The organism is Streptomyces sp. NBC_01232 (assembly GCF_035989885.1).
GTDB lineage: Bacteria > Actinomycetota > Actinomycetes > Streptomycetales > Streptomycetaceae > Streptomyces.
Window position 1 is genome coordinate 4,375,550 of record NZ_CP108518.1, and the last position, 26,587, is coordinate 4,402,136.

The 26,587-nt window shown below is 72.5% G+C and carries 23 protein-coding genes; 10 read left to right on the forward strand and 13 right to left on the reverse strand.

Going from position 1 to position 26,587, the window contains the following annotated elements:
* Window positions 1-110 precede the first annotated feature (110 nt).
* Window positions 111-1,655 carry a 3-hydroxyacyl-CoA dehydrogenase gene (locus OG444_RS20155; RefSeq protein ID WP_327263479.1) on the forward strand — a complete coding sequence of 515 codons (1,545 nt, stop codon included), beginning with the start codon at window positions 111-113 and terminating at the stop codon, window positions 1,653-1,655.
* Window positions 1,652-2,239 (forward strand): TetR/AcrR family transcriptional regulator, encoded by a 588-nt coding sequence (locus OG444_RS20160; RefSeq protein ID WP_327263480.1) that lies wholly within the window; start codon window positions 1,652-1,654, stop codon window positions 2,237-2,239. Before OG444_RS20155 ends, OG444_RS20160 begins: the two co-directional genes overlap by 4 nt.
* Window positions 2,240-2,351: 112 nt before the next feature.
* Here the strand turns inward: OG444_RS20160 and OG444_RS20165 are convergent, their stop codons facing one another.
* Window positions 2,352-2,921, reverse strand: a complete 570-nt coding sequence (locus OG444_RS20165) for an Lrp/AsnC family transcriptional regulator (RefSeq protein ID WP_327263481.1) — start codon at window positions 2,919-2,921, stop codon at window positions 2,352-2,354.
* 178 nt (window positions 2,922-3,099) lie between these two features.
* Between OG444_RS20165 and pdhA (OG444_RS20170) the strand changes: the two genes are divergently transcribed.
* Genes pdhA (OG444_RS20170) through OG444_RS20180 form a run of 3 tightly spaced genes read left to right on the forward strand, consistent with a single transcriptional unit; the run spans window position 3,100 to window position 6,571 of the window.
* Window positions 3,100-4,236 (forward strand): pyruvate dehydrogenase (acetyl-transferring) E1 component subunit alpha, encoded by a 1,137-nt coding sequence (pdhA, locus tag OG444_RS20170; protein WP_327263482.1) that lies wholly within the window; start codon window positions 3,100-3,102, stop codon window positions 4,234-4,236.
* Between the two features lie 47 nt (window positions 4,237-4,283).
* Window positions 4,284-5,252, forward strand: coding sequence for an alpha-ketoacid dehydrogenase subunit beta (locus OG444_RS20175; RefSeq protein WP_327266867.1), 969 nt, complete (start codon window positions 4,284-4,286; stop codon window positions 5,250-5,252).
* Window positions 5,252-6,571: a dihydrolipoamide acetyltransferase family protein gene (locus tag OG444_RS20180; RefSeq protein WP_327263483.1), complete on the forward strand. Its 1,320-nt coding sequence runs from the start codon at window positions 5,252-5,254 to the stop codon at window positions 6,569-6,571. The genes OG444_RS20175 and OG444_RS20180 overlap by 1 nt, the downstream gene beginning before the upstream one ends.
* A gap of 130 nt (window positions 6,572-6,701) precedes the next feature.
* On the opposite strand, the gene OG444_RS20185 is transcribed toward OG444_RS20180, so the two are convergent.
* From OG444_RS20185 to OG444_RS20230, 10 genes are all read right to left on the reverse strand, one after another.
* The gene (locus OG444_RS20185; protein ID WP_327263484.1) at window positions 6,702-7,679 is read right to left on the reverse strand and encodes an NAD(P)H-quinone oxidoreductase; all 978 of its coding nucleotides are present in this window, start codon (window positions 7,677-7,679) and stop codon (window positions 6,702-6,704) included.
* A gap of 26 nt (window positions 7,680-7,705) precedes the next feature.
* A complete protein-coding gene (locus OG444_RS20190) occupies window positions 7,706-8,803 on the reverse strand; it encodes a potassium channel family protein (protein WP_327263485.1) in 1,098 nt (365 codons plus the stop codon).
* On the reverse strand, window positions 8,791-10,101 hold the full coding sequence (locus OG444_RS20195; RefSeq protein ID WP_327263486.1) for a molybdopterin molybdotransferase MoeA: 1,311 nt from the start codon (window positions 10,099-10,101) through the stop codon (window positions 8,791-8,793). The genes OG444_RS20190 and OG444_RS20195 overlap by 13 nt, the downstream gene beginning before the upstream one ends.
* Window positions 10,098-10,961 (reverse strand): NTP transferase domain-containing protein, encoded by an 864-nt coding sequence (locus OG444_RS20200; protein WP_327263487.1) that lies wholly within the window; start codon window positions 10,959-10,961, stop codon window positions 10,098-10,100. The genes OG444_RS20195 and OG444_RS20200 overlap by 4 nt, the downstream gene beginning before the upstream one ends.
* A gap of 129 nt (window positions 10,962-11,090) precedes the next feature.
* Window positions 11,091-11,630, reverse strand: a complete 540-nt coding sequence (locus tag OG444_RS20205) for a bacterial proteasome activator family protein (protein ID WP_327263488.1) — start codon at window positions 11,628-11,630, stop codon at window positions 11,091-11,093.
* Between the two features lie 92 nt (window positions 11,631-11,722).
* Window positions 11,723-14,479: an FtsX-like permease family protein gene (locus OG444_RS20210; RefSeq protein WP_327266868.1), complete on the reverse strand. Its 2,757-nt coding sequence runs from the start codon at window positions 14,477-14,479 to the stop codon at window positions 11,723-11,725.
* Window positions 14,480-14,580: 101 nt separating this feature from the next.
* A complete protein-coding gene (locus tag OG444_RS20215; RefSeq protein ID WP_327263489.1) occupies window positions 14,581-15,327 on the reverse strand; it encodes an ABC transporter ATP-binding protein in 747 nt (248 codons plus the stop codon).
* A gap of 25 nt (window positions 15,328-15,352) precedes the next feature.
* Window positions 15,353-16,006: a PadR family transcriptional regulator gene (locus tag OG444_RS20220; RefSeq protein ID WP_327263490.1), complete on the reverse strand. Its 654-nt coding sequence runs from the start codon at window positions 16,004-16,006 to the stop codon at window positions 15,353-15,355.
* A gap of 73 nt (window positions 16,007-16,079) precedes the next feature.
* Window positions 16,080-16,559 carry a hypothetical protein gene (locus OG444_RS20225; protein WP_327263491.1) on the reverse strand — a complete coding sequence of 160 codons (480 nt, stop codon included), beginning with the start codon at window positions 16,557-16,559 and terminating at the stop codon, window positions 16,080-16,082.
* A gap of 151 nt (window positions 16,560-16,710) precedes the next feature.
* A complete protein-coding gene (locus tag OG444_RS20230; protein WP_327263492.1) occupies window positions 16,711-18,366 on the reverse strand; it encodes a protein kinase domain-containing protein in 1,656 nt (551 codons plus the stop codon).
* Window positions 18,367-18,629: 263 nt separating this feature from the next.
* On the opposite strand from OG444_RS20230, the gene OG444_RS20235 reads away from it, so the two are divergent.
* Window positions 18,630-20,195 carry a protein kinase domain-containing protein gene (locus OG444_RS20235; protein WP_327263493.1) on the forward strand — a complete coding sequence of 522 codons (1,566 nt, stop codon included), beginning with the start codon at window positions 18,630-18,632 and terminating at the stop codon, window positions 20,193-20,195.
* Window positions 20,196-20,295: 100 nt separating this feature from the next.
* Here OG444_RS20235 and OG444_RS20240 read toward each other — a convergent pair whose 3' ends face one another.
* Together OG444_RS20240 and OG444_RS20245 are read right to left on the reverse strand one after the other, a co-directional pair.
* Window positions 20,296-20,721: a pyridoxamine 5'-phosphate oxidase family protein gene (locus OG444_RS20240; protein ID WP_327263494.1), complete on the reverse strand. Its 426-nt coding sequence runs from the start codon at window positions 20,719-20,721 to the stop codon at window positions 20,296-20,298.
* Between the two features lie 109 nt (window positions 20,722-20,830).
* Window positions 20,831-21,493: a response regulator transcription factor gene (locus OG444_RS20245; protein ID WP_327263495.1), complete on the reverse strand. Its 663-nt coding sequence runs from the start codon at window positions 21,491-21,493 to the stop codon at window positions 20,831-20,833.
* 327 nt (window positions 21,494-21,820) lie between these two features.
* On the opposite strand from OG444_RS20245, the gene pdhA (OG444_RS20250) reads away from it, so the two are divergent.
* From pdhA (OG444_RS20250) to OG444_RS20265, 4 genes are all read left to right on the forward strand, one after another.
* Entirely contained in the window at window positions 21,821-23,023 is a 1,203-nt protein-coding gene (pdhA, locus tag OG444_RS20250) for a pyruvate dehydrogenase (acetyl-transferring) E1 component subunit alpha (RefSeq protein WP_327263496.1), read from the forward strand.
* On the forward strand, window positions 23,023-24,003 hold the full coding sequence (locus OG444_RS20255; RefSeq protein ID WP_109779208.1) for an alpha-ketoacid dehydrogenase subunit beta: 981 nt from the start codon (window positions 23,023-23,025) through the stop codon (window positions 24,001-24,003). The genes pdhA (OG444_RS20250) and OG444_RS20255 overlap by 1 nt, the downstream gene beginning before the upstream one ends.
* A gap of 12 nt (window positions 24,004-24,015) precedes the next feature.
* Complete coding sequence (locus OG444_RS20260; RefSeq protein WP_327263497.1) at window positions 24,016-25,449, forward strand: dihydrolipoamide acetyltransferase family protein; 1,434 nt, start codon at window positions 24,016-24,018, stop codon at window positions 25,447-25,449.
* Window positions 25,450-25,624: 175 nt separating this feature from the next.
* Window positions 25,625-26,560: a GNAT family N-acetyltransferase gene (locus OG444_RS20265; protein ID WP_327263498.1), complete on the forward strand. Its 936-nt coding sequence runs from the start codon at window positions 25,625-25,627 to the stop codon at window positions 26,558-26,560.
* The last annotated feature ends 27 nt before the right edge of the window (window positions 26,561-26,587 follow it).

Sequence of the window (26,587 nt, forward strand, 5' to 3'; positions counted from 1 at the left end):
TCGTTGAGCCGGGCGAAGAACAGCAGACTGGAGTTAGAGTAACCGAACGATCGGTCGGGACAAGAGGGCCCGGCGGACCTGTGGACAAGTGTGTGCGGGAGGATCAGGACATGACAGCAATCGAGCGGTCCCGCACTGTGGCGGTCGTCGGCGCGGGCACCATGGGCCAGGGCATCGCCCAGGTCGCCCTTCTCGCAGGTCACCGCGTGCTGATCTACGACATCAACGCCTCCCTCGCCGCCGACGGCGTCGGCTTCGTCCAGGACCGGGTCGAGCGGATGGCGGCCAAGGGCCGCCTGGACCGCGCCGAGGCCGAGGAGGCGATCGGCCGGATCGCTCCGGCCGGAGACCTCGCGGACCTCGCAGAGGCGGGCCTCGTCATCGAGGCCGTCGTCGAGAACGTCACCGTCAAGCAGTCGCTCTTCGCCGCGCTCGAAGAGGTGGTCGCGCCGGACGCGCTGCTGGCCACGAACACCTCCTCGCTCTCCGTCACCGAGCTCGCCGCCGGGCTCGCGCACCCCGGCCGCTTCCTCGGCCTGCACTTCTTCAACCCGGCCCCGCTGCTCCCGCTCGTCGAGGTGGTCAGCGGGTTCGCGACCGACCCGGCCGCCGCCGAGCGCGCGTACCGCACCGTCCTCGGCTGGGGGAAGACGCCGGTCCGCTGCGCCGACACCCCCGGGTTCATCGTCAACCGGATCGCCCGCCCCTTCTACGCCGAGGCCTTCGCGGTGTACGAGGAGCGGGGCGCGGACGCGGCCACCATCGACGCCGTGCTCCGCGAGAGCGGCGGCTTCAAGATGGGCCCCTTCCAGCTGACCGACCTGATCGGCCAGGACGTGAACGAGGCCGTGACCCGCTCGGTGTGGGAGTCCTTCTTCCGCAGCCCGAAGTTCACCCCCTCCCTCGCCCAGCGCCGGCTCGTCCAGTCGGGCCGCCTCGGACGCAAGTCCGGGCACGGCTGGTACCCGTACGGCCCCGGCGCCGAGCCCGCGCTCCCGCACACCGCGGCGCCCGAGGAGGCCCCGGCGAAGGTCACCGTCGTCGGTGACCTCGGCCCGGCGGCCGGCCTGGTGGAGCTGCTGGAGGAGGCCGGGATCGCGGTCGCGGCCACCGAGCAGGGGGGCCCGTACATCCAGCTTCCCGGCGAGGGCCAGCTGGTCCTCGCCGACGGCAAGACCTCCGTGGAGTTCGCGGACGTCGTCTACTTCGACCTCGCGCTCGACTACCGCGGCGCCACCCGCATCGCGCTCTCCGCGAGCGGGGACACCAGCGAGCGGACCCTGGCCGAGGCGATCGGCCTCTTCCAGAAGCTCGGCAAGCAGGTCTCCGTGATCGGCGACGTCCCCGGCATGATCGTCGCGCGGACCGTCGCGATGCTGATCGACCTGACGGCCGACGCGGTCGCCCGGGGGGTCGCCTCCGCCGAGGACATCGACACGGCGATGCGGCTCGGCGTCAACTACCCGCTGGGCCCGGCCGAATGGCACGACCGGATCGGCCGCGACTGGGCCTACGACCTGCTGCACAACCTCGACGAGCGCGTCCCCGGCGGCCGCTACGCGCCCTCCCTCGCCCTGTTCAAACTGGGCTACGAGGACGGCGACGACGAGGGCGACCGCGAGGGCGACCGGGACGACACGGGGGAGAACGCATGACCACGGCCAAACGGGACACGTACACCCCCGAGACCCTGCTGTCCGTTGCCGTCCAGGTCTTCAACGAGCGCGGCTACGACGGCACCTCGATGGAGCACCTCTCCAAGGCCGCGGGCATCTCGAAGTCCTCGATCTACCACCACGTCGCGGGCAAGGAGGAGCTGCTGCGGCGCGCCGTCAGCCGCGCCCTCGACGGGCTCTTCGCGATCCTGGAGGAGCCGGGAGCGATACGCGGCCGGGCGGTCGAGCGCGTTGAATACGTCACGCGCCGCACGGTCGAGGTACTGGTCGGCGAACTGCCCTACGTGACGCTGCTGCTGCGCGTACGCGGCAACACCCGCACCGAGCGGTGGGCGCTGGAACGCCGCCGCGACTTCGACCACCAGGTCGCCGACCTGCTCAAGGCCGCCGCAGCCGACGGCGACCTCCGGGCGGACGTGGACATCCGCCTCGCCACCCGCCTGCTCTTCGGCATGGTGAACTCCCTGGTCGAGTGGTACCGCCCGCACTCGGGCACGGGACCCGACCAGCTCGCGGACGCGGTCGTCCACATGGCCTTCGACGGCCTGCGCACCGCCCGCTGACCCGCGCAGGACCCACAGCGCCCCCCGGAACGGCCGCAACGGCCCCGGGGGGCGTCTGCCGTCCCCCGGACGGGCCAGGGGGTGTCCTGCCGATCGGGCGGGGCCCGGGGGCCTACTCCTCCGAGATCGTCGGGCCGCTCCCCGGGCGCGGGCCCGTGTCCAGGAGGTCGGTCTCCTCGAAGACCAGCAGGGTCCGCGTCGAGAGGACCTCCGGGATGGCCTGGAGGCGGGTGAGGACCAGTTCGCGCAGGGTCCGGTTGTCCGGGGTGTGCACCAGCAGCAGGACATCGAAATCACCGCTGACCAGCGCGATGTGCGCGGCGCCCGGGAGCTCGCGCAGCTGCTCGCGGACCGTGCGCCAGGAGTTCTGGACGATCTTCAGGGTGATATAGGCGGATGCGCCCTGGCCTGCGCGTTCGTGGTTGACGCGGGCCGTGAACCCGCGGATCACGCCGTCGTCCATGAGCCGGTTGATCCGGGCGTAGGCGTTCGCCCGCGAGACGTGCACCTGCTCCGCCACCGACCGTATTGACGCGCGGCCGTCCGCCTGGAGCAGCCGCATGATCGACCGGTCGATCGGATCCAGGGGACGGGGCGTGACGGGCGGGACTCCCGAGGTGCCCGGGGCGCCCCCCGGCGCAGCCGGTGCGGAACCCGGTCCGGCCATTTGTTCATCCGGCATTGCCCGATGCCTCCCTCTCCTGGACGTCCTGCATCCATCCCAGGCCCCCGACGCCAGTTTGTCCACAGCCTGGAGTCGCCTGTAGCCAAATTGCGCGGACAACCGAACAATCGGTAGGTGAGGGGCCTCACACCCGGGGCACCCCCTGCCCGCTTCCCACGAGGAGGTGTACGCCGCCATGACGGTCCAAGAGCTGCCCGGTGCCGGTGCGTCCCACCGTTCCACCACGCCGCCCGCCTGGAGGCCCCGTACGGACGCCGCTCCGCTGCTCCCGGACCCCGAGCCCTACCGGGTACTGGGTACCGAGGCGGCGGACCGGCTCGACCCGGAGCTGATGCGACGCTGCTACGCCGAGCTGGTGCGCGGCCGCCGCTACAACGCCCAGGCCACGGCGCTCACCAAGCAGGGCCGGCTCGCCGTCTACCCCTCCACCGTGGGCCAGGAGGCCTGCGAGATCGCGGCCGCCATGGTCCTGGAGGACCAGGACTGGCTGTTCCCGAGCTACCGCGACACCCTGGCGGCCGTGGCGCGCGGCCTGGACCCCGTCCAGGCGCTGACCCTGCTGCGCGGCGACTGGCACACCGGCTACGACCCCCGTGAGCACCGCATAGCCCCGCTCTCGACCCCGCTCGCCACCCAGCTGCCGCACGCGGTCGGCCTGGCGCACGCGGCCCGGCTGCGCGGCGACGACGTCGTCGCCCTCGCCATGGTCGGCGACGGCGGCACCAGCGAGGGCGACTTCCACGAGGCACTGAACTTCGCCGCCGTCTGGCAGGCCCCGGTGGTCTTCCTCGTGCAGAACAACGGCTTCGCGATCTCCGTCCCGCTCGCCAAGCAGACCGCCGCCCCGACCCTGGCCCACAAGGCCGTGGGGTACGGGATGCCCGGCCGGCTGGTCGACGGCAACGACATCGCCGCGATGCACGAGGTGCTGACCGAGGCGGTCCGCCGCGCCCGCGCCGGTGGTGGCCCGACCCTGATCGAGGCCGTCACCTACCGGATGGAAGCCCACACGAACGCCGACGACGCGACCCGCTACCGCGGTGACGCGGAGGTCGAGGCCTGGAAGGCGCACGACCCGATCGATCTGCTGGAGCGCGAGCTGACCGCGCGCGGGATCATCGACGAAGCGGCCGTCAAGGCGGCGCGCGACGACGCCGAGGTGATGGCCGCGGCGCTCCGCGAGGGGATGAACGCGGACCCGGTGGTGGACCCGATGGACCTGTTCGCGCACGTGTACGCGGAGCAGACGGACCGGCTGCGCGAGCAGGCGGCCATGCTCCGTGCAGAGCTGGAAGCCGAGGATCAGGCGTGACGACGGTGGCGGCGAAGTCCGCGAAGACGGGGGCCAAGCCCGCGACGATGGCGCAGGCCCTGACCCGGGCCATGCGCGACGCGATGGCGGAGGACCCGACGGTCCACGTCATGGGCGAGGACGTCGGAACGCTGGGCGGGGTCTTCCGGATCACGGACGGGCTCGCGAAGGAATTCGGCGAGGAGCGCTGCACGGACACCCCGCTCGCCGAGGCGGGCATCCTGGGCGCGGCGGTCGGCATGGCCATGTACGGGCTGCGGCCGGTCGTGGAGATGCAGTTCGACGCCTTCGCGTACCCGGCGTTCGAGCAGCTCATCTCGCACGTGGCGAAGATGCGCAACCGCACCCGCGGTGCGATGCCGCTGCCGATCACCATCCGCGTTCCGTACGGCGGCGGGATCGGCGGCGTGGAGCACCACTGCGACTCTTCCGAGGCGTACTACGTGGCCACGCCCGGCCTCACCGTGGTCACCCCGGCGACGGTCGAGGACGCCTACGGCCTGCTGCGCGCCTCCATCGCCAGCGACGACCCGGTGGTCTTCCTGGAGCCGAAGCGGCTCTACTGGTCGAAGGCCGACTGGCGGCCCGAGGCGCCGGCGGCCGTGCCCGGCATCGGGAAGGCGCTGGTCCGGCGGACCGGCACCAGCGCCACTCTGATCACCTACGGGCCTTCGCTCCCGGTGTGCCTGGAGGCGGCCGAGGCGGCGCGCGAGGAGGGCTGGGACCTGGAGGTCGTGGACCTGCGCTCGCTCGTCCCGTTCGACGAGGACACGGTCGTGGAGTCCGTACGCCGCACCGGGCGCGCGGTGGTGGTCCACGAGGCGAACGGCTTCGGCGGACCCGGCGCGGAGATCGCCGCCCGCATCACGGAGCGGTGCTTCCACCACCTGGAGGCGCCGGTGCTGCGGGTGACGGGCTTCGACATCCCGTATCCGCCGCCGATGCTGGAGAAGCACCACCTGCCGGGAGTGGACCGGATCCTGGACACCGTGGCACGCCTGCAGTGGGAGAACTGATGCCGCAGGTAATGGAATTCAAGCTTCCCGATCTCGGGGAGGGCCTGACCGAGGCCGAGATCGTCCGCTGGCTGGTCGCGGTGGGCGATGTCGTCGCCATCGACCAGCCGGTGGTCGAGGTCGAGACGGCCAAGGCGATGGTGGAGGTTCCGTGCCCCTACGGCGGTGTGGTCACCGCCCGTTTCGGGGAGGAGGGCACGGAACTGCCCGTCGGAGCACCGCTGATCACCGTGGCGGTGGGGGCGTCCTCGCTTCCTGAGGTCCCGGCCGCGCCGGCGGCCGAGGCCGACGGCGCCGGCAATGTGCCCCGGCCTCTGATCGGTTACGGCGAGGACCACTCGCGCCCGGCGCGTCGGCGACGGGTGCGACCCGTCACCGCCGCGGTCTCGGCGCCCGTCGTCGTGGCCCCGGTGGCTCCGGCGCTGCCCGCCGGGCCGGTGCCCGTGATCTCGCCGCTGGTGCGCAAGCTGGCCAAGGACGGCGGGGTCGACCTGCGCGCGCTGAAGGGGTCGGGGCCCGAGGGCCTGATCCTGCGGGCGGACGTCGAGGCGGCGCTGGCCGTGCTGCGGGCGCCCGAGCCGGCCCCGGTCGCCCCCGTGGCGACGGCCGCGGCCCCGGCAGTGGCGGCGCAGGGCGAGCGGATCCCGCTCAAGGGGGTGCGCGGGGCGGTCGCCGAGAAGCTCTCGCGCAGCCGCCGAGAGATCCCCGACGCCACCTGCTGGGTCGACGCGGACGCCACCGAGCTGATGGCCGCCCGGGCCGCGATGAACGCCGTGGGCGGGCCCAAGATCTCGGTGCTCGCGCTGCTGGCCCGGATCTGCACGGCCGCCCTGGCCAAGTACCCGGAGCTCAACTCCACCGTGGACCTCGCGGCCAAGGAGATCGTCCGGCTGCCGTCGGTGCACCTGGGCTTCGCCGCCCAGACCGAGCGGGGCCTGGTGGTCCCGGTGGTCCGCGACGCGCAGCACCGCAACCCGGAGTCCCTGTCGGCGGAGTTCGCCCGGCTGACCGAGCTGGCCCGGTCCGGGAAGCTGACTCCGTCCGATCTGACCGGCGGCACCTTCACCCTGAACAACTACGGGGTGTTCGGGGTCGACGGCTCCACGCCGATCATCAACCACCCCGAAGCGGCGATGCTGGGCGTGGGCCGGATCATCGACAAGCCGTGGGTCCACGAGGGGCAGCTGGCGATCCGCAAGGTCGTCCAGCTGTCGCTGACCTTCGACCACCGGGTCTGCGACGGCGGTACGGCGGGCGGCTTCCTGCGCCACGTCGCCGACTGCGTGGAATCCCCGGCGGTCCTGCTCCGCAGCCTGTAGCCCGGCACGGGCGGGGTCCCGGTGCATGCCGGTGGGGCTGGATCTGCCCGAAGGGCGGATCCAGCCCCACCGGCGTTTGAGGCGCGGGGGTTCGGGGGCGGAGCCCCCGCAGCGGCGCCGCGCCCGGCTCTCAGACGGTGAGCAGCAGCTTGCCCACGTGGGCGCTGGACTCCAGCACGCGGTGGGCCTCGGCCGCGTCCCGCATGGGGAACGCCGCGTGCACCACCGGCCGGATCCGCCCCGCGGCGACCAGCGGCCACACGTGCTCGCGCACGGCGGCGACGATGGCCGCCTTCTCCTCCAGCGGGCGGGCCCGCAGCGAGGTGGCGGTGATCGCCGCCCGCTTCGCCAGCAGCGCGCCGAGGTTCAGTTCGGCCTTCACCCCGCCCTGGAGCCCGATCACCGCGAGCCGTCCGTTCACGGCGAGCGCGTCCACGTTCCGGGCGAGGTACTTCGCTCCCATGATGTCCAGGATCACGTCCGCCCCGGCCCCGCCCGTCGCCTCGCGCAGCGCGGCCACGAAGTCCTGCTCGCGGTAGTCGATCAGGATGTCCGCGCCCAGCTCCTTGCAGCGCGCCAGCTTCTCCGGGCCGCCCGCCGTCACGGCGACCGTCGCGCCCACCGCCTTCGCCAGCTGGATCGCCATTGTCCCGATCCCGCTGGACCCGCCGTGCACCAGCAGGGTCTCGCCGGGGCGCAGTCCGGCCACCATGAACACGTTGGACCACACGGTCGTGATGACCTCGGGCAGTGCGGCCGCCGTCGTCAGCTCCACGCCCGCCGGGACCGGCAGCAGCTGGCCCGCCGGGACGGCCACGCGCTCGGCGTACCCGCCACCGGCCAGCAGGGCGCACACCTCGTCGCCCACGGACCAGCCGGAGACCCCCGGACCGATCGCGGCGATCCGGCCGGAACACTCCAGCCCCGGATGGCGCGAGGCGCCGGGCGGCGGATCGTAGAAGCCCTGTCGCTGGAGTACGTCGGCGCGGTTCACGGCGCTCGCCGCGACCTCGACGAGTACCTCGCCCTCGCCCGGCACCGGATCGGGTACGTCGGCCCAGACGAGGGCCTCGGGGCCGCCGGGCTGCTCGATGGTGATCGCATGCATGGCCCGGAGGCTACGCCACGGCGCGGCTACTCGGCAGGACCGAGCTTCACCTGCGAGGTCGGCGGGACCGCCCGCACGATGGTGATGAGACGGTCCGTCAGCTGGATCGGGCTCGCGTGCGGGTCGTCGTAAGCGAGCAGCCGGTGCCCGCGCAGCACGCTCACCACCAGGTCCTCGGTGTCCCGGACCGACTTGCCGGCCTCGGACTTGCGAGCGGGGCGTTCGACGAGGTCGAGGCCGCTGCCCTGCTGGATCAGGTCCTCCATCACCGTGCCCGCGCTCGGGCTGAGCACGGACAGGCCCAGCAGCCGGCCGGCCGCGCTCGCGCTCGTGATGACCGCGTCCGCGCCGGACTGGCGCAGCAGCGGGGCGTTCTCCTCCTCGCGCACCGCCGCGACGATCTTCGCCCCGCGGTTGAGCTGCCGGGCGGTCAGCGTGACCAGGACCGCCGTGTCGTCCCGCTGGGTCGCGATGATGATCTGACGGGCCTTCTGCAGCTCGGCGCGGAGCAGCACGTCGGAGCGGGTGGCATCGCCGACCACGCCCGTGAACCCCTCCGCGTTGGCCGTGTCGATCACCTTGGCGCTGGGGTCGACGATGACGACCTGCTCCTTGGAGAGGCCGGTGGCCAGCAGCGTCTGCAGGGCCGAGCGGCCCTTCGTACCGAAGCCGACGACGACCGTGTGCTCACGCAAGTTCTTCCTCCAGCTCTTCAGCCGCCACTCTTCCCTCGTCCGCTCCGTCAGGACTTCCAGGGTGGTACCGACCAGGATGATCAGGAACAGCACGCGCAGCGGGGTGATCAGCAGGATGTTGATCAATCGTGCGCTGTCGCTGTACGGCACGATGTCGCCGTAGCCGGTCGTGGACAGCGTCACGGTCGCGTAGTAGAAGCAGTCGAGGAGATCGACCGTCTCGTTGGCGTTGTCGTGGTAGCCGCCGCGGTCCAGCCACACGATGAACACGGTCAGGAAGAGCACGAACAAGGCCATCAACAGGCGCTTGGTGACCTGGCTCAGCGGGTTCTCGACGACGCGTCTGGGCAGCTTGATGCGCCGGGAGACGAGTTTCTCGTCGGCGCCACGGGCCATGGAGTCCTGGCCGTGCAGTTTCACGTGAAACATCCTCCAGAAGCCCAGGGCAGATCGAGAATCTCCAGTTCCTGTCCGGACCGCGCGCCCCTGGGCGGTACGACGGCCAGGGCGTCGGCGGCCGCCACACCCCGCAGCATCGCAGGTCCGTGGTAGCGCAGCGGCACCGCGTGCTCGTCGCTCAGCAGGACCGGCACCAGCCGGGTGTCGTACGGGTGGCCCGCCACGTCGCCCTGCACCGGCGCCGTGTAGCGGGGGCGCCCGCGGCGGCCGGCGAGGGCGCGCAGCAGGGGATCGGCGAGGGTCAGCAGTCCGGAGACGGCGGCCAGCGGGTTCCCGGGCAGCCCGACCAGGTGGCGCACCGCGTGTCCGTCGGGCGTCCCGGAGCCGAGGCGGGCCAGCAGCATGGGGTGCCCGGGGCGGACGGCCACTCCGTCGACCAGCAGGTCGGCGCCCGCCTCGCGCAGTACGGGATGGACGTGGTCGACGGGCCCGGAAGCGGTGCCGCCCGTGGTGACGAGGACGTCGGCGGTGCTCGTGGTGACGGCCTCCAGGAGGGCCGCGGCCCCCGCCGGGTCGTCGCCGAGCCGCCGCGTACCGACGACCTCGGCGCCGAGGCGGTCGATCCAGGGTCCGAGCATGGGGCTGAGGGCGTCGCGGATCAGCCCCTCGTGCGGCAGACCGTCGGTGAGCAGCTCGTCGCCGAGCACCAGGATCTCCACGCGGGGGCGCGGCGAGGTGGTCAGCTCGTCGTACCCGGCGGCTGCGGCGAGCCCCAGCACGGCCGGGGTGACCAGGGAGCCGGCGGGCAGCAGCAGGTCACCGGAGCGGCACTCCTGGCCCCGCGGGCGGATGTCCTGTCCGGTGAGGACGGGCCGGTCGGCGAAGAGCTGGGCACCGGACTCGCGGCAGTGCTCGCTGCGGATGACGGCGGTGGTGTCGGCGGGGATCCGGGCGCCGGTGGCGATCCGTACGGCCTCGCCGTCCGTGAGGGGCTCGGGCCGCCCGGAGCCGGCCAGGACGCCGCCGCCGGCGCGCACGCTCCAGGGGCCGGGGCCCGCGACGGCCCAGCCGTCCATGGCGGAGGTGTCGAAGGACGGCAGGTCGGTCAGCGCGTCCAGGGGGGCGGCGAGGACCTCGCCGAGGGCGTCCGCCAGGGGCACGCGGTGGGTGCGCGGACGCACCCTGCTCCCGGCGAGGACGGCGGTGTCCCGGGCCCGCTGCCAGGAGGCCGTGCGGTGTCCGCCCGCGCCGGCGCCGTCCTCGGGGGCCCGGCTGACCAGGGCCAGGGCCTCGTCGAGGGCCTGCTCGGCGGAGTTCGTGGGGGTCATCCGGAGCCGTTCCGTTCGGCGTCGTCGGCCGCGGCCTCGTCGGCCCAGCGCAGCGCCAGGTCGGCCGCCTTGCGGGAGGCCTCGGCGACGGCCCGGGCCGGGTCGGCGCCGGTGGCGGCGGCGTGGGCGGCCGCGTAGCCGACCAGGAAGGTGGTCAGCGGGGCGGCGGGCCGGGCGACGCCGTGGGCGGCGTCCCGGGCGAGGTCGAGCAGGGTGTCGGTGTCGACGGCGAGGTCGATGCCCAGCTCGTTCTTGACGGCGGTGATCCATTGCTCCAGCACGGTTCCATGGTCCCTGATGCGGGCGCGGGCGACCGCGAGATCGTCCCAGGTGTCGCAGTCGAAGGAAGCCAGTGGCCGGGACGTGACGCGGGCGAGGTCCAGTTCGGCGGTGAGCGCGCGGAGCGGGAGCCCGGTGAGGTTGCCGTGTTCGGTGGCGAGCAGGGCGATCTCGCGGCGCAGGGGCTCGGCCCGGTACGCGGCGACCAGCGGCTGGTCCCGGCCGTCGGGGTCGCGCAGCATCGCCCCGTCCGTGCCGGGGGCGTCCAGCAGGGCCCGTACGGTCTCCCGGTCGAGGAACGGCAGGTCGGCGGAGAGTACGAGGACCAGTTCGGCGGTGGTCCGGCGCAGCCCGGCATCCAGTGCGGCCACGGGGCCACCGCCGGGCGGGTCCTCGCGGGTCCAGTCGACGGGGCGCGCGGTGGGTCGGCGGCCGCCGACCACGACGGTCGTGCGGGCGTCCGGGCAGGCGTCGAGGACGCGGTCGAGGAGCGCGCGCCCGCCGACGCTCAGCGCGGGCTTGTCGGCGCCGCCGAGTCGCCGCGCGGCGCCGCCGGCCAGCACGATCGCGTCGTAGCTCATGCCCATGAGTATGCGGCGGCCACGATCCCTGCGGGGACACCCCCCCAGGCCCGTCGGGTACGACGAAGGCGTGGCCCGCCACCTCGTCCGAGGGGGCGGGCCACGCCTGTGTTCCGTCGGCCGCCGGGGCTAGAGGTAGGGGCCCGAGCGGATCGCTCCGTGGCCGCCGTCCTCGTCGTCGTCGTGCTGCCCGCCCGGCGGAAGGGCGCGGCGCATCTGCTCCAACTGGGCCCGTGCCGCCATCTGCTGCGCGAACAGGGCCGTCTGGATGCCGTGGAAGAGGCCCTCCAGCCAGCCCACCAACTGGGCCTGGGCGATCCGCAGTTCGGCCTCGGAGGGGATGGCCTCCTCGGTGAACGGGAGCGACAGGCGCTCCAGTTCCTCCACGAGCTCCGGAGCCAGGCCGTCCTCCAGCTCCTTGACCGAGGCGGCGTGGATGTCCTTGAGCCGGACCCGGCTCGCCTCGTCGAGAGGCGCGGCACGTACCTCTTCCAGGAGTTGCTTGATCATGCTGCCGATCCGCATGACCTTGGCGGGCTGTTCGACCATTTCCGTCACCGGGACCTCGCGCGACTCGTCATCGGCGTCGCCGACCGCCGTCCCGTCCTGTCCCACGATCAGGACGTGCGGGGGGCTGTCCTGCGACCGTTCACTCCTCGGCATCTCCATGCCGTCATTCTCTCGCACACCTCCGTACTCACACGGTGTGCCCCCGTACAGTCGTGATCCAACCTGTACGGGGGCACCAGCCTGCTACCGGGCTACGCCGCGGCCCGGCGGGCCAGCGCGCCGCTGGAGCGGGTGACGAGTGCCGCCAACAGGGCCGCGCCCAGCGGAACCAGGACGATCAGGCCGCCGATGGTCTCCCACGGCACGGAGATCACCACGGTCGGCAGGGCCTCCGACGCCGAGGTGTAGCCCTGCTCGACCGTCTCCCGGTAGAACGACTCCGCCTCGCGCTGCTCCATCAGGCGCAGGCCCACCGCGGGCAGGATCCCGGCCGCCGAGCCCAGGACGACACCCATCAGGGAGACCACCCCGCACTGGAAGCCGCTCAGCGTCCGCCGCACCCGCGGCGCCGCGCCCACGGCGGCCAGCGTCTTCAGGTCGGCCTCGGCGTCTGCCTGGGCGAGCCCGGTGGCGATGCCGGCCGCGCCGACGGTGACGAGACCGGCGAAGACGGCGAGGGCGAGCATGACGATGCTGTTGTCGCCCTGGTAGCCGGCCTCGATGCGCATGGAGGCCTCCACGCCCATCCGGTCGATCTCCCCGGCCATCTTCTGGCGCTGCTGGCTGGTCGCCTGCCCGTCGAGGCTGAAGTACGAGCCCAGGGGCGCGGTGGCCAGTCCGGCCGCCTTGGCGGCCGCGGGCGGCACGATCAGGTCGACGCCCCAGCTCTTGGTCGTCTCGGGCGCGAGGTGGACCGGGAAGACCTTGTCCTCACCGGGCAGCTCCTCATTCTTGTCGCGCTTGAGGTCGGCGGCCTCAGGGTCGGTGATGCTCCGCACGACGAGCTTGCCGTCCTTGACCTGGCGCTTGTCGAAGGCGACGGCCTGGCCGCCCTTGAGTGCGGCCACGGAGCCGGGGTCGGTGACCGCGAGGATGCTCAGCACCTTCTCGTCCGCAACGAGGACGGGGTGCTGCGTGCCGTACGGCTTGTCCTGGCAGCGCCAGTCCGCGCGCAGTTCCTTGCGCTGCGCCTCGGGGAAGGCGTTCATGCCGTCGGGGTGCTCGTAGAGCGGGCAGCGCTGTTCCCGGGGCGTGATGATCTCGGCCCGGCCGCAGCCGGGCTCGGAGGAGAACGACTCGCAGTTCGGGTTGCCGACGACCAGCCGGTCGATGTCCGCCCGCTGCGTCAGCGGAAGGTGCTTGGAGAGGGCCTCGCGCAGGGCGGGCACCTCCTTGTGCGCGCTGTTCTCGTTGGCCTCCAGCAGCCCGGTGCCGTGCGGCAGGTCCGCCCTGTACTCCTGGCGCATCTGGACGTCGTTGCTGTGCTGGTAGGTGGCCACCGCGACCGTTCCGGCGACGGCGGCCAGGACGGCGGCCACGGCGGGCGCCGTACGCCCGCGGTTGCGCACCGCGTCGCGCAGCGCGAGCCGCGGCGACAGCGGCAGCCAGCGGCCGAGCCGGCCGAACAGGCCGACGAGGACCGGGGTGAGGGCGACGATGCCGAGCTCGGCGATGGCGCTGCCGCCCGCGACGACGGGGCTGCCCATCTGCGAGGTGGTGCCGTAGAGGGCGATGGCGGCGCCGACGGCGACGGCGATCAGTCCGACGACGGGCAGCACCCGGTTGGCGCGGCGGATGCCGCGGCGGCCGGTCAGCGAGGCCAGCACGGTCTGCCGGGAGGCGGTGACGGCCGGGACGATCGCGGCCAGCAGGCCGGTCAGTACGGCGAGAGCGGCGATGGCGGCGAGTTCCAGCGGGCGGAGGTCGAAGTCGCCGAAGCGTTCGCCGAGCTTCTCCTCCAGCACCGGCCGCAGGACGACGGTGAGCAGGATTCCGACGACGGTGCCGACGACGGCGGCGACGGCGCCTATGACCAGGCCGCCGGAGAGCACGATGGAGCGGATGTGGCGCCGGTCGCCGCCGTTGGCGCCGACCAGGCCCAGCTGGCGGCGCGAGCGGCGGGCGCCGACCGCGAAGGCCGGTCCGGCGAGCAGGCAGATCTCCAGCATGGCCAGGCCCACCACGGTGGCCACGATGGCCATTTGGACGACGGCGTTGCTGTCGCGGTCGAACCTCTCCTTCGGCTCGTCCTTGTACAGCGGGACCTCGGAGTCGGCGGGCGGGTCGAGCATGACCGCGCGGGAGACGACGACCATGCCCTTGGCGTTGGCCGCCTTGACCGCGTCCCAGGTGACACCCGCGCCGCCGACCTTGACCAGGTATTCGTCGTCGGCGCCGACTCCGTGCGCTCCGGCGGCCTGCAGCGCCTTGGCGAGCGGGGCGAGCAGGGTCCCGGGCGGGGCGATGAGCTCGTTGCGCCCGAGCGCGGACGGCACCTCGTGGGCACCGACGATCTTGTACGCGGACGTGGCGCCGCGCGGGGTCACCGAGGAGCCGACGAAGAGGCCCGAGTTGTCCAGGAAGGCCTGGGTGGCGATGACTTCGCCCGGTCCCTCGGGCAGCCGGCCGCGGTCGAGCGTGATCAGGCCGGTCACCAGGGGGCTGTGCGTGTCGAGTTCGCGCAGCTGCGTGTCGAGCAGCCCGTGGGTGGTGCGTACCTTGCCGAAGCCGCTGCTGTCCTTGAGGAACTCGGCCCCGGCCGGGAACAGGGACTGCACCGGAACCGGCGGGACCTCGCGCGCCTGCGACGGGTCGAAGTTCTTGTATCCGCCGACGGGTGCGGAGGTGGTGCCGTCGGGGTTCTGGTTGATGGGACTGCCCGACATCGTGGCCCGCACGCGGGCGTCGGCCGTGCCGACCGTGCGGGACAGGGTCTGTTCGGGGGAGAGTTCGGCGCTGCGCAGGGTGAAGTCGGCGGCGCTCACGCCGACGATCGGCAGGGCGAGCATCGCGAGGACCAGGGCACTGCGGCCCTTGGCGCGCCATGCGTCGCGGCGCGCTATGCGCAGGGCCGCGACCCAGGAGTGGTACCAGGCCCGGAGCGGAGAGTTCACTGGCCGGCCGCCCGCCCGGAGAGGAGGGAGTCGGCCTGGCTGCGCAGGGTCTCGTCGACCACGCTGCCGTCGCGCAGGAAGACCACGCGGTCGGCCCAGGCGGCGAACCGCGGCTCGTGCGTGACGAGGATCCCGGCCGCTCCCGCGTCGCAGCGGGAGCGCAGCAGGGCGAGGACGGACTCGCCGGTCTCGGAGTCGAGGGCGCCGGTGGGCTCGTCGGCGAGGACCAGGCGGCGGTCGCCCACGAGGGCGCGGGCGATGGCCACGCGCTGCTGCTGGCCGCCGGACATCTCGTCGGGGAAGCGGTCGGCGAGCTGGCCGAGGCCCATCTCCTCCAGCGCGGCGAGCGCGGAGACACGGGCCTTGCGGGCGGAGGTCCCGTCGAGCTCGCGGGGCAGTGCCACGTTCTCGGCGGCGGTCAGGGCCGGGATCAGGTTGTAGTCCTGGAAGACGTACCCGATGCTGCGGCGGCGCAGCGCGGCCAGCTGCTTGCGGCTCGCCGTGGTGATGTCGGTGCCCTCGACCACGACCCGGCCGCTGCTCGGGGTGTCGAGGCCGCCCGCGAGCGTGAGCAGCGTGGACTTGCCGGAGCCGGAGGGGCCCATGACGGCGACGAGTTCGCCGGGGAAGACGGAGAGGTTGATGCCGCGCAGGGCGTGCACCTCGGTGGCACCGCTGCCGTGGGTGCGCACGAGTTGGTCCAACTGCAGTACGGGCTGGTGGGGCTGGCGCTGGTCAGGCATGGAGGGTCCCCCCTGGAACGGTGGTTCAGCCACGTCGCGTACGGGCGGTACGGGGCCGGGTGGTGGTGGTCGGGTCCGGGGTGTCGGCTACGGCGGCCTGGGGCGGTTCGGGTTCAGCGGCTCTCCGGTCGGCCGGCAGGGAGAGCCGGACGAGCCGGGCTTCGCAGTGGTCGAGCCAGCGGGCCTCGGCCTCGGTCTGGAAGATCAGCTGCTCCAGGACGAGCAGCCAGGCCACGTCGTCGCGTTCGCGGGACCGGCCGCTCTCGACCGCGGCCAGCGCCGTGGCCTTGAGCCGGGTGTAGTCCTGCATCGCCTTGATCGTGGCGTGCCGCTGGGCCTGGATGACCGCACGGATGTCCACGCCGGGGGCGCCCACGGCCATGGCGAGCTTGATGGACAGCTCGTCGCGGGGCGGGTTGGCGCGGTCGACGGGGCGCTCGTACCACTGGAACAGCTCGGTGCGCCCGGTGTCCGTGATGGCGTAGAGGGTGTGGCCGGCGGCGTCCTCACCGTCGGGGGCGACGAGGCCGTCGCGTTCGAGGCGGGCGAGGGTCGTGTACACCTGCCCGACGTTGAGCGGCCAGGTGGAGCCGGTGCGGGACTCGAACTCGGTGCGTAGCTGGGAGCCGTACCGAGGGCCCCGTTCCAGCAGGGCAAGTAGCCCGTGACGGATCGACATACTCAGTATGTATACCGAGTATGTTCACTCCCTGCAACCATCCTGAGATGTACATCCCAAGGGGGACGGCGGTTCAGATGCCGCGGCGCAGGCGCACTCCGAGGTAGCCCAGACCCAGGCCCATCAGGGCGCATCCGGTGCCGAGCGGCAGTATGTGCGCGGCCAGGTCGGCGGCCCGGTCGTTCGGGCCGGTGCCGAGCGCGCTGACCACCTCCTGCGGGGTGGGGGCCGCGACGGCGGCGGTCGGCAGCGGCCGCGCGGTGGGCTCGGTGCGGGGGCGGACCGGGAGCGGCCGGGAGGCCACCATCAGCTCGGGGTTGGCGGGCTCGCCGACCGGCCTCCCGGGGCGCTCGCGGCCGACTCCGGCGACGCTGCCGGCCAGCTCCTCGTGGGGGTCGTCGTCCTGGGTGGCCGGGGCCGCGGCGTGCCGGGCCGGGGCGTGCCGGGCCGGGACGAGCAGGGGGCCGGCGTACGCGGAGGCAGTGGGCGCGAGCGCGGCCGCGGCCAGGACCGCGCAGGCCAGCCAGTGCGGCGGGTGGAAGCCTTGGATCACGGGGAGCCCCTCCCGTCCCGAGCCGCCGAGCTGCTCGCTGCGCGTCAGAGATATGCGCCAAGATTTACATAGTGGGGCAAAAGCGGCATCCCGGACGCCCATCGGGGTGTCCGGGATGCCGGTGTGTCGTACTGCGGGGCGCGCGTGCCCGCTATTCGGGGTTGCCGGTCGACACGGTCAGCGTGTAGGCCGTGCCCTCCTTGTCGATCTTCTCGCCGGAGGCCGGGGTCTGGAACAGCACCGTGTCCTTGCCGTACACGGCCTCGTCCTTCTCCACGATCGTGTACCTGCCGCCCGAGGCCTGGATGCACTCCTTCACCGAGAGCAGGTTCTTGTACTTGAAGTCCGGCGCCATGTACTTGCCGGTCTCGCTGTAGTGCCTCACCGGATCCGAGCACTTCTTGGGGTCGATGGTGCGCGTCAGGTCCGGCCCCTTGAACCCGGCCTTGGCGGAGGCGGACGCGGAGGCACCCGGGTCCGCCGTCGTGCCCTTGTCCTTGTCGCCGTCGCCGTTCATCGAGATCGCCGCGATCAGACCGCCGACGGCCAGCAGCGCCACAACGATCGCGCCGACGAGCACCGGCGTGTTCCGCTTGCCGTCACCGGCCGCCGCGGACGTGCTGCCCGTGCTCGACGGGGAGATCGTGTACGGCGGCGGGGTCTGCGGCGCGTACTGCTGCTGCGGCGAGGGCGTGTGCGGGTAGGCGTAGCCGCCCTGCGCGTGCTGCTGCGGCGGGGGCGTCGGCGCGTACGGGGCCGGCGTCTGCGGGGCCTGGTACGGCTGCTGCACCGACTGCGGCGGCGCCTGGTACCCGGACTCCACCGGCGGGAACACGGCCGAGGCCACGCCGGCGCCGCTGCTCAGGGGGCCCTGGCCCTGCACGATGACCGGCGCCCCGGTCTGCCCGGAGCCCAGCACGCGCGCGACCTCGTCGCCCATGGCCGCGGCCGTGGGGAAACGCTCGTTCGGGTTCTTCTTCAGGGCCCGCGCCACCAGCGCGTCGATCGCCGGGCTCAGCGACCGGTTGACGGAGGACGGGGCGACCGGCTCCTCCTGCACGTGGGCGTACGCGATGGCCAGCGGGGAGTCGGCGTCGAACGGGATCCGTCCGGTCAGCAGCTGGAAGAGCATGATGCCGACCGAGTAGAGGTCGGAGCGGGCGTCGACCCCGCGCCCCAGCGCCTGCTCGGGCGAGAGGTACTGGGGGGTGCCGACGACCATGCCCGTCTGCGTCATCGAGGTGACCCCCGACTGCATGGCGCGGGCGATGCCGAAGTCCATCACCTTGACCACGCCGCGCTTGTTCACCATGACGTTGCCGGGCTTGATGTCGCGGTGGACGAGCCCCATCTCGTGGCTGGTCTCCAGGGCGGCCAGCACGTCGGCCGTCACCTTCAGCGCCTTGTCCGCCGGCATGGCCCCGTACTGGCGGATGTCCTCCTCCAGCACCGAGCCCAGCGGCCGGCCCTCCACGTACTCCATGACGATGTACGGCATCACCGCGCCGTCGCCGCCGGAGCCGCCGTTGAAGGTGACCTCGGCCTCACCGGTGTCGAATACCGAGACGATGTTCGTGTGCGACAGTTTCGCTACAGCCTGGGCCTCGCGGCGGAACCGCTCGCGGAAGGACTGCTCGCGGCCGAGATCGCTGTGCAGCGTCTTGATGGCGACCTGCCGGTCGAGCGCCGAGTCGTACGCCAGGTACACGGACGCCATGCCGCCCGCACCCAGCAAGTCCCTTAGCTGGTAACGGCCACCGGCCAGAGAGCCGCCCGCGTATTGGCCCTGAGTGCCGTCCTGGCTCATGACTGTTGCTTCCCCTCGGGATGTGTCCCCACGCCGCTGGCCGGGCGCATATGGCGCCCAGTCTGCCCGAGGGCAAGCACACGTCAAGCCAGGTGCCCGTTCCGTGACCGGACGTGCACAGGGTGGCCTTGTCCGAACGGTGACCGGTTCCGAGGCTGTAGCGTTCACCGGAGCACCGACGAAGAGGACTACCGCTGAGCGGCGGCCGAGAGATACGACGGCGAGGACTGATGGCACCCGAACCCGATGGAAACGGCGCCGGGATGACCGATGGTCCTGAGCACTGGGGCGCAGGCGGCCTGGTGGGAGACGGTCGTTACCGGATGACGCACCGGCTGGGCCGCGGCGGCATGGCCGAGGTGTTCGCCGCCGAGGACGTCCGGCTGGGCCGCACCGTCGCCGTGAAGCTGCTGCGCGCCGACCTCGCCGAGGACCCGGTGTCCAAGGCGCGCTTCACGCGTGAGGCGCAGTCCGTCGCCGGACTCAACCACCACGCCGTCGTCGCCGTGTACGACTCGGGCGAGGACCGGGTCGGCCCGAACACCGTGCCGTACATCGTCATGGAGCTGGTCGAGGGCCGCACCATCCGCGACCTGCTGCTCAGTGCCGAGGCCCCGGGCCCCGAGCAGGCGCTCATCATCACCTCGGGCGTGCTCGAGGCCCTCGCGTACTCGCACCAGCACGGCATCGTGCACCGCGACATCAAGCCGGCGAACGTCATCATCACCGAGACCGGCGCGGTCAAGGTGATGGACTTCGGCATCGCCCGCGCCCTGCACGGCGCCCAGTCGACGATGACCCAGACCGGCATGGTCATGGGCACCCCGCAGTACCTGTCGCCCGAGCAGGCCCTCGGCAAGGCCGTCGACCACCGCTCCGACCTTTACGCGACCGGCTGTCTGCTGTACGAACTGCTCGCGCTGCGGCCCCCGTTCACCGGCGAGACTCCGCTGTCGGTGGTCTACCAGCACGTCCAGGACGCCCCCGTGCCGCCCTCGCAGCTGCCGGAGGGCCGTCATCTCCCGCAGGAGCTCGACGGTCTGGTCATGCGCTCCCTCGCGAAGGATCCGGACGACCGGTTCCAGAGCGCCGAGGAGATGCGCGGGCTGGTCCAGTACGCGCTGCAGATGCTGCACGACCAGGGTCCGAACACCGGCACCTGGAGCACCGGTCCGGTCACCATGTCCCTGCCGCACGGGCGGGGCGGCGCCGCCGCCACCACGGCCATGCCCGTGAGCGGGACCGGCGGGCAGCAGCAGTACGGGGCGCACGCCTCGACCTCGCAGTTCCAGCAGCCGATGGTGCCCGCGCTGAACCCGGACGACGGCTCGGCCTTCCCCGGCGGCCATGGCGGCCCGGGCGGTTACGACGGCGGTTACGACGGGTACGACGACCGCGGCGGCAGCCGGTGGAAGGCCTGGCTGTTCGCGGTGCTCGCGATCATCGCGGTCGCGGGCGGCGTGGCCTACGCGGCCAACAACGTCGGCAAGGGCGACAAGAAGCCGGGGACCACCCAGAGCACCCCGGCCGGCCAGCCGAGCAAGTCCAGTGCCCCGAACGTCAGCCCGCCGGCGCAGACCCAGGAGTCCCCTGCGCCCAACACCGACAACTCGCCGCTGCCGACCCGCAGCCGGCAGCAGAGCTTCAGCCCGACGCCCACCACCACGGTGACGCAGTCGCCGACCGGTACGGCCTCGCCGTCCTCCTCGGCCGCGACGAAGCCCGCGACGACGCCGCCGCCGAAGCCCACGCTGACGCTGCCGACGAAGCCCGTCGAGACGGGTGGCGCCGCGGCCGGCGGCGGGGGCGGCACCAACTCGGAAGAGTGACGCAGGTCGCAACTACGCAGGTACGCGTGACGCAGGTACGGGGACGGGCCCGGCGGAATCAATTCCGCCGGGCCCGTTCCCGTATCCGCGTGAACGCCGGTCAGAGAGCGTGCTGGTACTGCCGGTCCGGATTCCGGGCGAGCGAGTGCACGGTGATGAACTGGGGTTCGATACGCATGTAGACGGGGTCGTAGACCTCGCCGTCCGCGAAATGCGGAACCGGACCAAAGAGCTCCAGTTCGGCGTTGGTCGGTACCGTGACCTGCGCCGTTCCGGTGAACTGGACCGACCAGAGCTCAGGTTCCCGGGAATTCGAATTGTCGGCCCCGTACGCCACCACGCTGCCGTTGCAGGCCTGGTGGTAGCCGAAACCGGAGTGCATTCTCAGCACCACCCTGCCGTCCACCACGATGTGGCGGGCGAGCGCGAGGAAGGGCAGCGCGCGCATGCTGGTGGCCACGCGGCCGTAGGGCACCCGGCGCAGCAGTTCGACGGCCTCGGCGGCGTGGAGTTCCTCGGGGGTCATGCCGTCCACTCTCGGCCACCGGCACCCCGCCGGGGAAGAGCAGCCCGACCCGACGCTCAGGGACGTTGGTCCCGGTTGGAACACCGCGGCGGGTGGATCAGCGCCCGGATCAGCGCCTCTCGGCCTGCAGCCGGGCCACGTAGGCGGCGGCCTGGGAGCGGCGTTCCATGCCCAGCTTCGAGAGCAGGCTGGACACGTAGTTCTTGATCGTCTTCTCGGCCAGGTGCAGCCGCTCGCCGATCACGCGGTTCGTCAGGCCCTCGCCGATCAGGTCGAGGATCTTGCGCTCCTGCTCGGTGAGGTTCGCCAGGCGGTCGTCGCCCCTGCCGCCCCTGCCGCCGTCGCGCAGCCGCTCCAGGACGCGTGCGGTGGCGACCGGGTCGAGCAGCGACTTGCCGGCGGCGACGTCGCGCACGGCGCTCAGCAGCTCATTTCCGCGGATCGCCTTGAGCACGTAACCGGAGGCGCCGGCCATGATCGCGTCGAAGAGCGCCTCGTCGTCGGCGAACGACGTCAGCATCAGGCACTTGACGTCCTCGTCCTGCGAGCGGACCTCGCGGCACACCTCCACACCGCTGCCGTCCGGAAGGCGCACGTCGAGAACGGCCACGTCGGGACGGGTGGCGGGGATCCGGACCAAGGCATCCGCGGCGGTACCCGCCTCGCCGACGATCTCGATGTCCTGTTCGACCGACAAGAGCTCGTGGACGCCCCGACGTACCACTTCGTGGTCGTCCAGGAGGAATACCTTGATTTTTCCGTCTTCGCGCACGAAGTCAGTTTCACACACTCACCCCTTCCCTGCCGGAGTTACCCGGGATAACGTGCCGTTGTTCCCGGCCCCTGCAAGGCTGTGACCAGTGGTTGTTCCCGTTGCTGCGTTTTTACTAGGAAATCCAAGCAAAAACGCAGGTCAAACGGGGTTTCGCAGTTATGCGGCGCACTGGGTAACGTGCATTGCGCAGGGCACTCGCCGGGACACCTGTCACGCCTGAATCCCCGTACGCGATGCGCACCCACCCCGTGTGCTCGTTACGGATACAGGTGAGCCGCACTGGACCCCGGAGAACCCGGGTGCCGGACCGACGGAGGAGCACACGTGACCGTGGAGAGCACTGCCGCGCGCAAGCCGCGACGCAGCAGCGGCACCAAGCGGGCGGCAGGCGCGGCGAACGCCGCCGCCAAGCCCGCCGCTGCCACTGCGCAGACGCTGGACGCCGTACCTCAGCTCGTACAGCTGCTGACGCCCGAAGGGGACCGCGTCGACAACGCGGAGAACGCCGAGTTCGCCCCCTTCGTCGCCGACATCACCACCGAGGACCTGCGCGGGCTGTACCGCGACATGGTCATGACCCGTCGGTTCGACGGTGAGGCGACCGCCCTGCAGCGTCAGGGCGAGCTGGGCCTGTGGGCCTCGCTCCTGGGCCAGGAGGCCGCGCAGATCGGCTCCGGCCGGGCGCTGAACGACGAGGACTACGTCTTCCCGACCTACCGCGAGCACGGCGTGGCCTGGTGCCGCGGGGTCGACCCGACCAACCTGCTCGGCATGTTCCGCGGCGTGAACCACGGCGGCTGGGACCCGAACCTCAACAACTTCCACCTGTACACGATCGTCATCGGCTCGCAGACCCTGCACGCGACCGGTTACGCGATGGGTGTGGCCAAGGACGGCGCGGACTCCGCGGTCATCGCCTACTTCGGTGACGGCGCGTCCAGCCAGGGTGACGTCGCGGAGGCGTTCACCTTCTCCGCCGTCTACAACTCCCCCGTGGTGTTCTTCTGCCAGAACAACCAGTGGGCGATCTCCGAGCCGACCGAGCGCCAGATGCGCGTGCCGCTCTACCAGCGCGCGCAGGGCTTCGGCTTCCCGGGCGTCCGCGTCGACGGCAACGACGTCCTGGCCTGCCTGGCCGTGACCCGCTGGGCCCTGGACCGGGCCCGCCGCGGCGAGGGCCCGACCCTGGTCGAGGCGTTCACGTACCGCATGGGCGCCCACACCACCTCCGACGACCCGACGAAGTACCGGCGGGACGAGGAGACGGCGGCCTGGGAGGCGAAGGACCCGATCCTGCGCCTGAAGGCCCACCTGCTGGCCACCGGGGGCGCCGACGAGGCGTTCTTCACGGAGCTGGAGGCGGAGAGCGAGGCGATGGGCAAGCGCGTGCGCGAGGCCGTGCGCGCCATGCCCGACCCGGACACCATGGCGATCTTCGAGAACGTCTACGCGGACGGGCACGCGCTCGTCGACGAGGAGCGCGCCCAGTTCGCCGCCTACCTCGCGTCCTTCGAGGAGGGTCACTGATGGCTGTCGAGAAGATGTCGATCGCCAAGGCACTCAACGAGTCCTTGCGCAAGGCCCTGGAGCAGGACCCCAAGGTCCTGATCATGGGTGAGGACGTCGGCAAGCTGGGCGGTGTCTTCCGGATCACCGACGGCCTGCAGAAGGACTTCGGCGAGGAGCGGGTCATCGACACCCCGCTCGCCGAGTCGGGCATCGTCGGCACCGCCATCGGCCTGGCCCTGCGCGGGTACCGGCCGGTCGTGGAGATCCAGTTCGACGGCTTCGTCTTCCCCGCGTACGACCAGATCGTCACGCAGCTCGCGAAGATGCACGCCCGCGCCCTGGGCAAGGTCAAGATGCCCGTCGTCGTGCGCATCCCGTACGCGGGCGGCATCGGCGCGGTCGAGCACCACAGCGAGTCCCCCGAGGCGCTCTTCGCGCACGTGCCGGGCCTCAAGGTGGTCTCCCCGTCGAACGCGAGCGACGCCTACTGGATGCTCCAGCAGGCGATCCTCAGCGACGACCCGGTGATCTTCTTCGAGCCGAAGCGCCGCTACTGGGACAAGGGCGAGGTCGACTTCGACGCCATCCCCGGTGAGCTGCACAAGGCGCGCGTGAGCCGCGAGGGCTCGGACGTCACCCTGGCCGCCTACGGCCCGATGGTGAAGGTCTGCCTGGAGGCGGCGGCCGCGGCGGCCGAGGAGGGCAAGTCGGTGGAGGTCCTCGACCTGCGCTCGATGTCCCCGGTCGACTTCGACGGGATCCAGGCCTCGGTCGAGAAGACCCGCCGGCTCGTGGTGGTCCACGAGGCGCCGGTCTTCCTCGGCGTGGGCGCGGAGATCGCCGCTCGCATCACGGAGCGGTGCTTCTACCACCTGGAGGCGCCGGTCCTGCGCGTGGGCGGTTTCCACGCCCCGTACCCGCCGGCCCGCCTGGAGGACGAGTACCTGCCCGGCCTGGACAGGGTGCTCGACGCCGTCGACCGCTCGCTGGCGTACTAGGAGACCCGCGTCATGACCATCCGCGAATTCAAGATGCCCGATGTGGGCGAGGGCCTCACCGAGGCCGAGATCCTCAAGTGGTACGTCCAGCCCGGTGACACGGTCACCGACGGTCAGGTCGTGTGCGAGGTCGAGACGGCCAAGGCCGCCGTGGAACTGCCGATCCCGTTCGACGGTGTCGTGCACGCGCTCCTCTTCGAGGAGGGCACCACGGTCGACGTCGGCCAGGTCATCATCTCGGTGCAGACCGGTGAGGCGGAGGCCCCGGCCCCCGCCGCCGCCGCGGTGGAGGCGGCTCCGGCCGCCGCCGAGCCGGCCCCGGCCGCCCGCCAGCCCGTGCTGGTCGGCTACGGGGTCTCCGAGGCCTCCACCAAGCGCCGCCCGCGCAAGGCCGCCCCGGCGCCCGCCGTGGCCGCGCAGAACGGCACGGCGGCCCCGTTGGCCGCGCCCGCTCCGGCGGCTCCGGCCGCCCCGGCGCCGCTCCCCGCCGTCCCGGCGCAGCCGGCCGGCGAGCGGCCGCTGGCCAAGCCGCCGGTGCGCAAGCTCGCCAAGGACCTCGGCATCGACCTGGCCGCGGTGGTACCCACCGGCGACGGCGGGGTCGTGACCCGGGAGGACGTCCACGCGGCGGCCGCCGCGGCGATCACCCCGCAGGCCGCCGCGCCCGCGGCGGCCCCGGCCGCCGCCCCGGCAGCCGTGGCGGCGCCCGTCGCCGTGGCCGCGGCCCCCGTGGCCGACGCCTCGGCGCGGGAGACCCGTATCCCGGTCAAGGGCGTCCGCAAGGTCACCGCACAGGCCATGGTCGGCTCGGCCTTCACCGCGCCGCACGTCACCGAGTTCGTCACCTTCGACGTGACGCGCACGATGAAACTGGTCCAGGAGCTCAAGGCCGACCCGGACCTCGCGGGGCTGCGGATCAACCCGCTGCTGCTCATCGCCAAGGCCGTGCTGGTGGCCATCCGCCGCAACCCGGACGTCAACGCGTCCTGGGACGAGGCGGCCCAGGAGATCGTGCTCAAGCACTACGTCAACCTGGGCATCGCGGCGGCCACTCCGCGCGGGCTGATCGTCCCGAACATCAAGGACGCCCACGCCAAGAGCCTCGGCGAGCTGTCGGAGTCCCTGTCCTCGCTGGTCGCCACGGCCCGCGACGGCAAGACCTCCCCGGCGGACATGCAGAACGGCACCATCACCATCACCAACGTCGGCGTCTTCGGCGTCGACACCGGTACGCCCATCCTGAACCCCGGCGAGTCCGCGATCCTCGCGGTCGGTGCGATCAAGCTCCAGCCGTGGGTCCACAAGGGCAAGGTGAAGCCGCGCCACGTCACCACCCTGGCGCTGTCGTTCGACCACCGTCTGATCGACGGCGAGCTCGGCTCCAAGTTCCTCGCCGACATCGCGGCGGTCCTGGAACAGCCCCGCCGCCTGATCACCTGGGCGTAGCGGCACGCACGAAGCCCCACCCGATGGCCGGTCTCCCTCACGGAGACCGGCCATCGGCCGTACCGGGCGGGCCCGCGAGGCGAGCGCCCGCGCCGACGGTGTCCGGCCGGCCGGTCGGCTCCGCGCCGCGGGAAACGGCCTGGTCGGGGAGGCCTGGGCGTGTGATCATCGCCGGATGCTGTTTCGCGCTGCCACCGCAGACCCTGCAGATCTGGACCGAGCCGTGGCCCACCCGGCCGACGGCCGCGTCCCCGCCCTCACCGCCGAGCGGATCCGTGAGGAGCTCGCCGGGAACCGGATCCGCCCCGAGTGGATCTGGCTCGCCGAGGACGGTGAGGGCCGGATCCTCGCCCGCGCCCTGTGGTGGGGCCGCGCCGACAGCGAGCGGCCCGTCGCGCTCGACTGCCTCCAGGTGCGGGAGGGCGTCGCCGACCCGGCCGGGGTAGCCGCCGGACTGCTGGAGGCCGGTCACACGGCCTTCGGCAAGCGGCCGGGCTACCACATCTCCCTGCCCCGCGGCTGGCGGGACGACCCGGCGCTGGCCGCGGCCGTCGCCTGGCGCCGGGAGGCCGCGGCCGCGGCCGGCCTGACGCGCGAGATCGAGCGCCTGCGCTACGAGTGGACCCCGCAGGCCGGTACGGCCGCGCCCACCGGCCGGCTCGTCTTCCGCGAGGGCACCGACGAGGAGATGCTGGACGCCTTCGTCCGCCTCTCCCACGACAGCCTGGACGTGACCACGCAGCACGAACTGGAGCTGATGGACGCCGAGCAGCTGGCCCGCGAGGACTTCGACTTCTACCTCGACTGCCCCGGCGAGCGCTCCTGGTGGCGCCTGGCCCACCTCCCGGACGGCCGCCTCGCCGGCCTGGCGGTCCCGTCGGCGACCCCGTACCACCGCAACGTCGGCTACCTGGGCGTCGTTCCGGAGCAGCGCGGGCAGGGCCTGATCGACGAGATCCTGGGCGAGATCACCCGCTTCCACGCCGCCGCGGGAGCCGAGCGCATCACCGCGACCACCGACACCGTCAACCTGCCGATGGCCGCCGCGTTCGACCGCGCCGGCTATGAGGTCACCGAGATCCGCCTCGTCCTGGAAGCCCCGTCCCGGTGACCCCGGTGACCCCGGTGACCCCGGTGA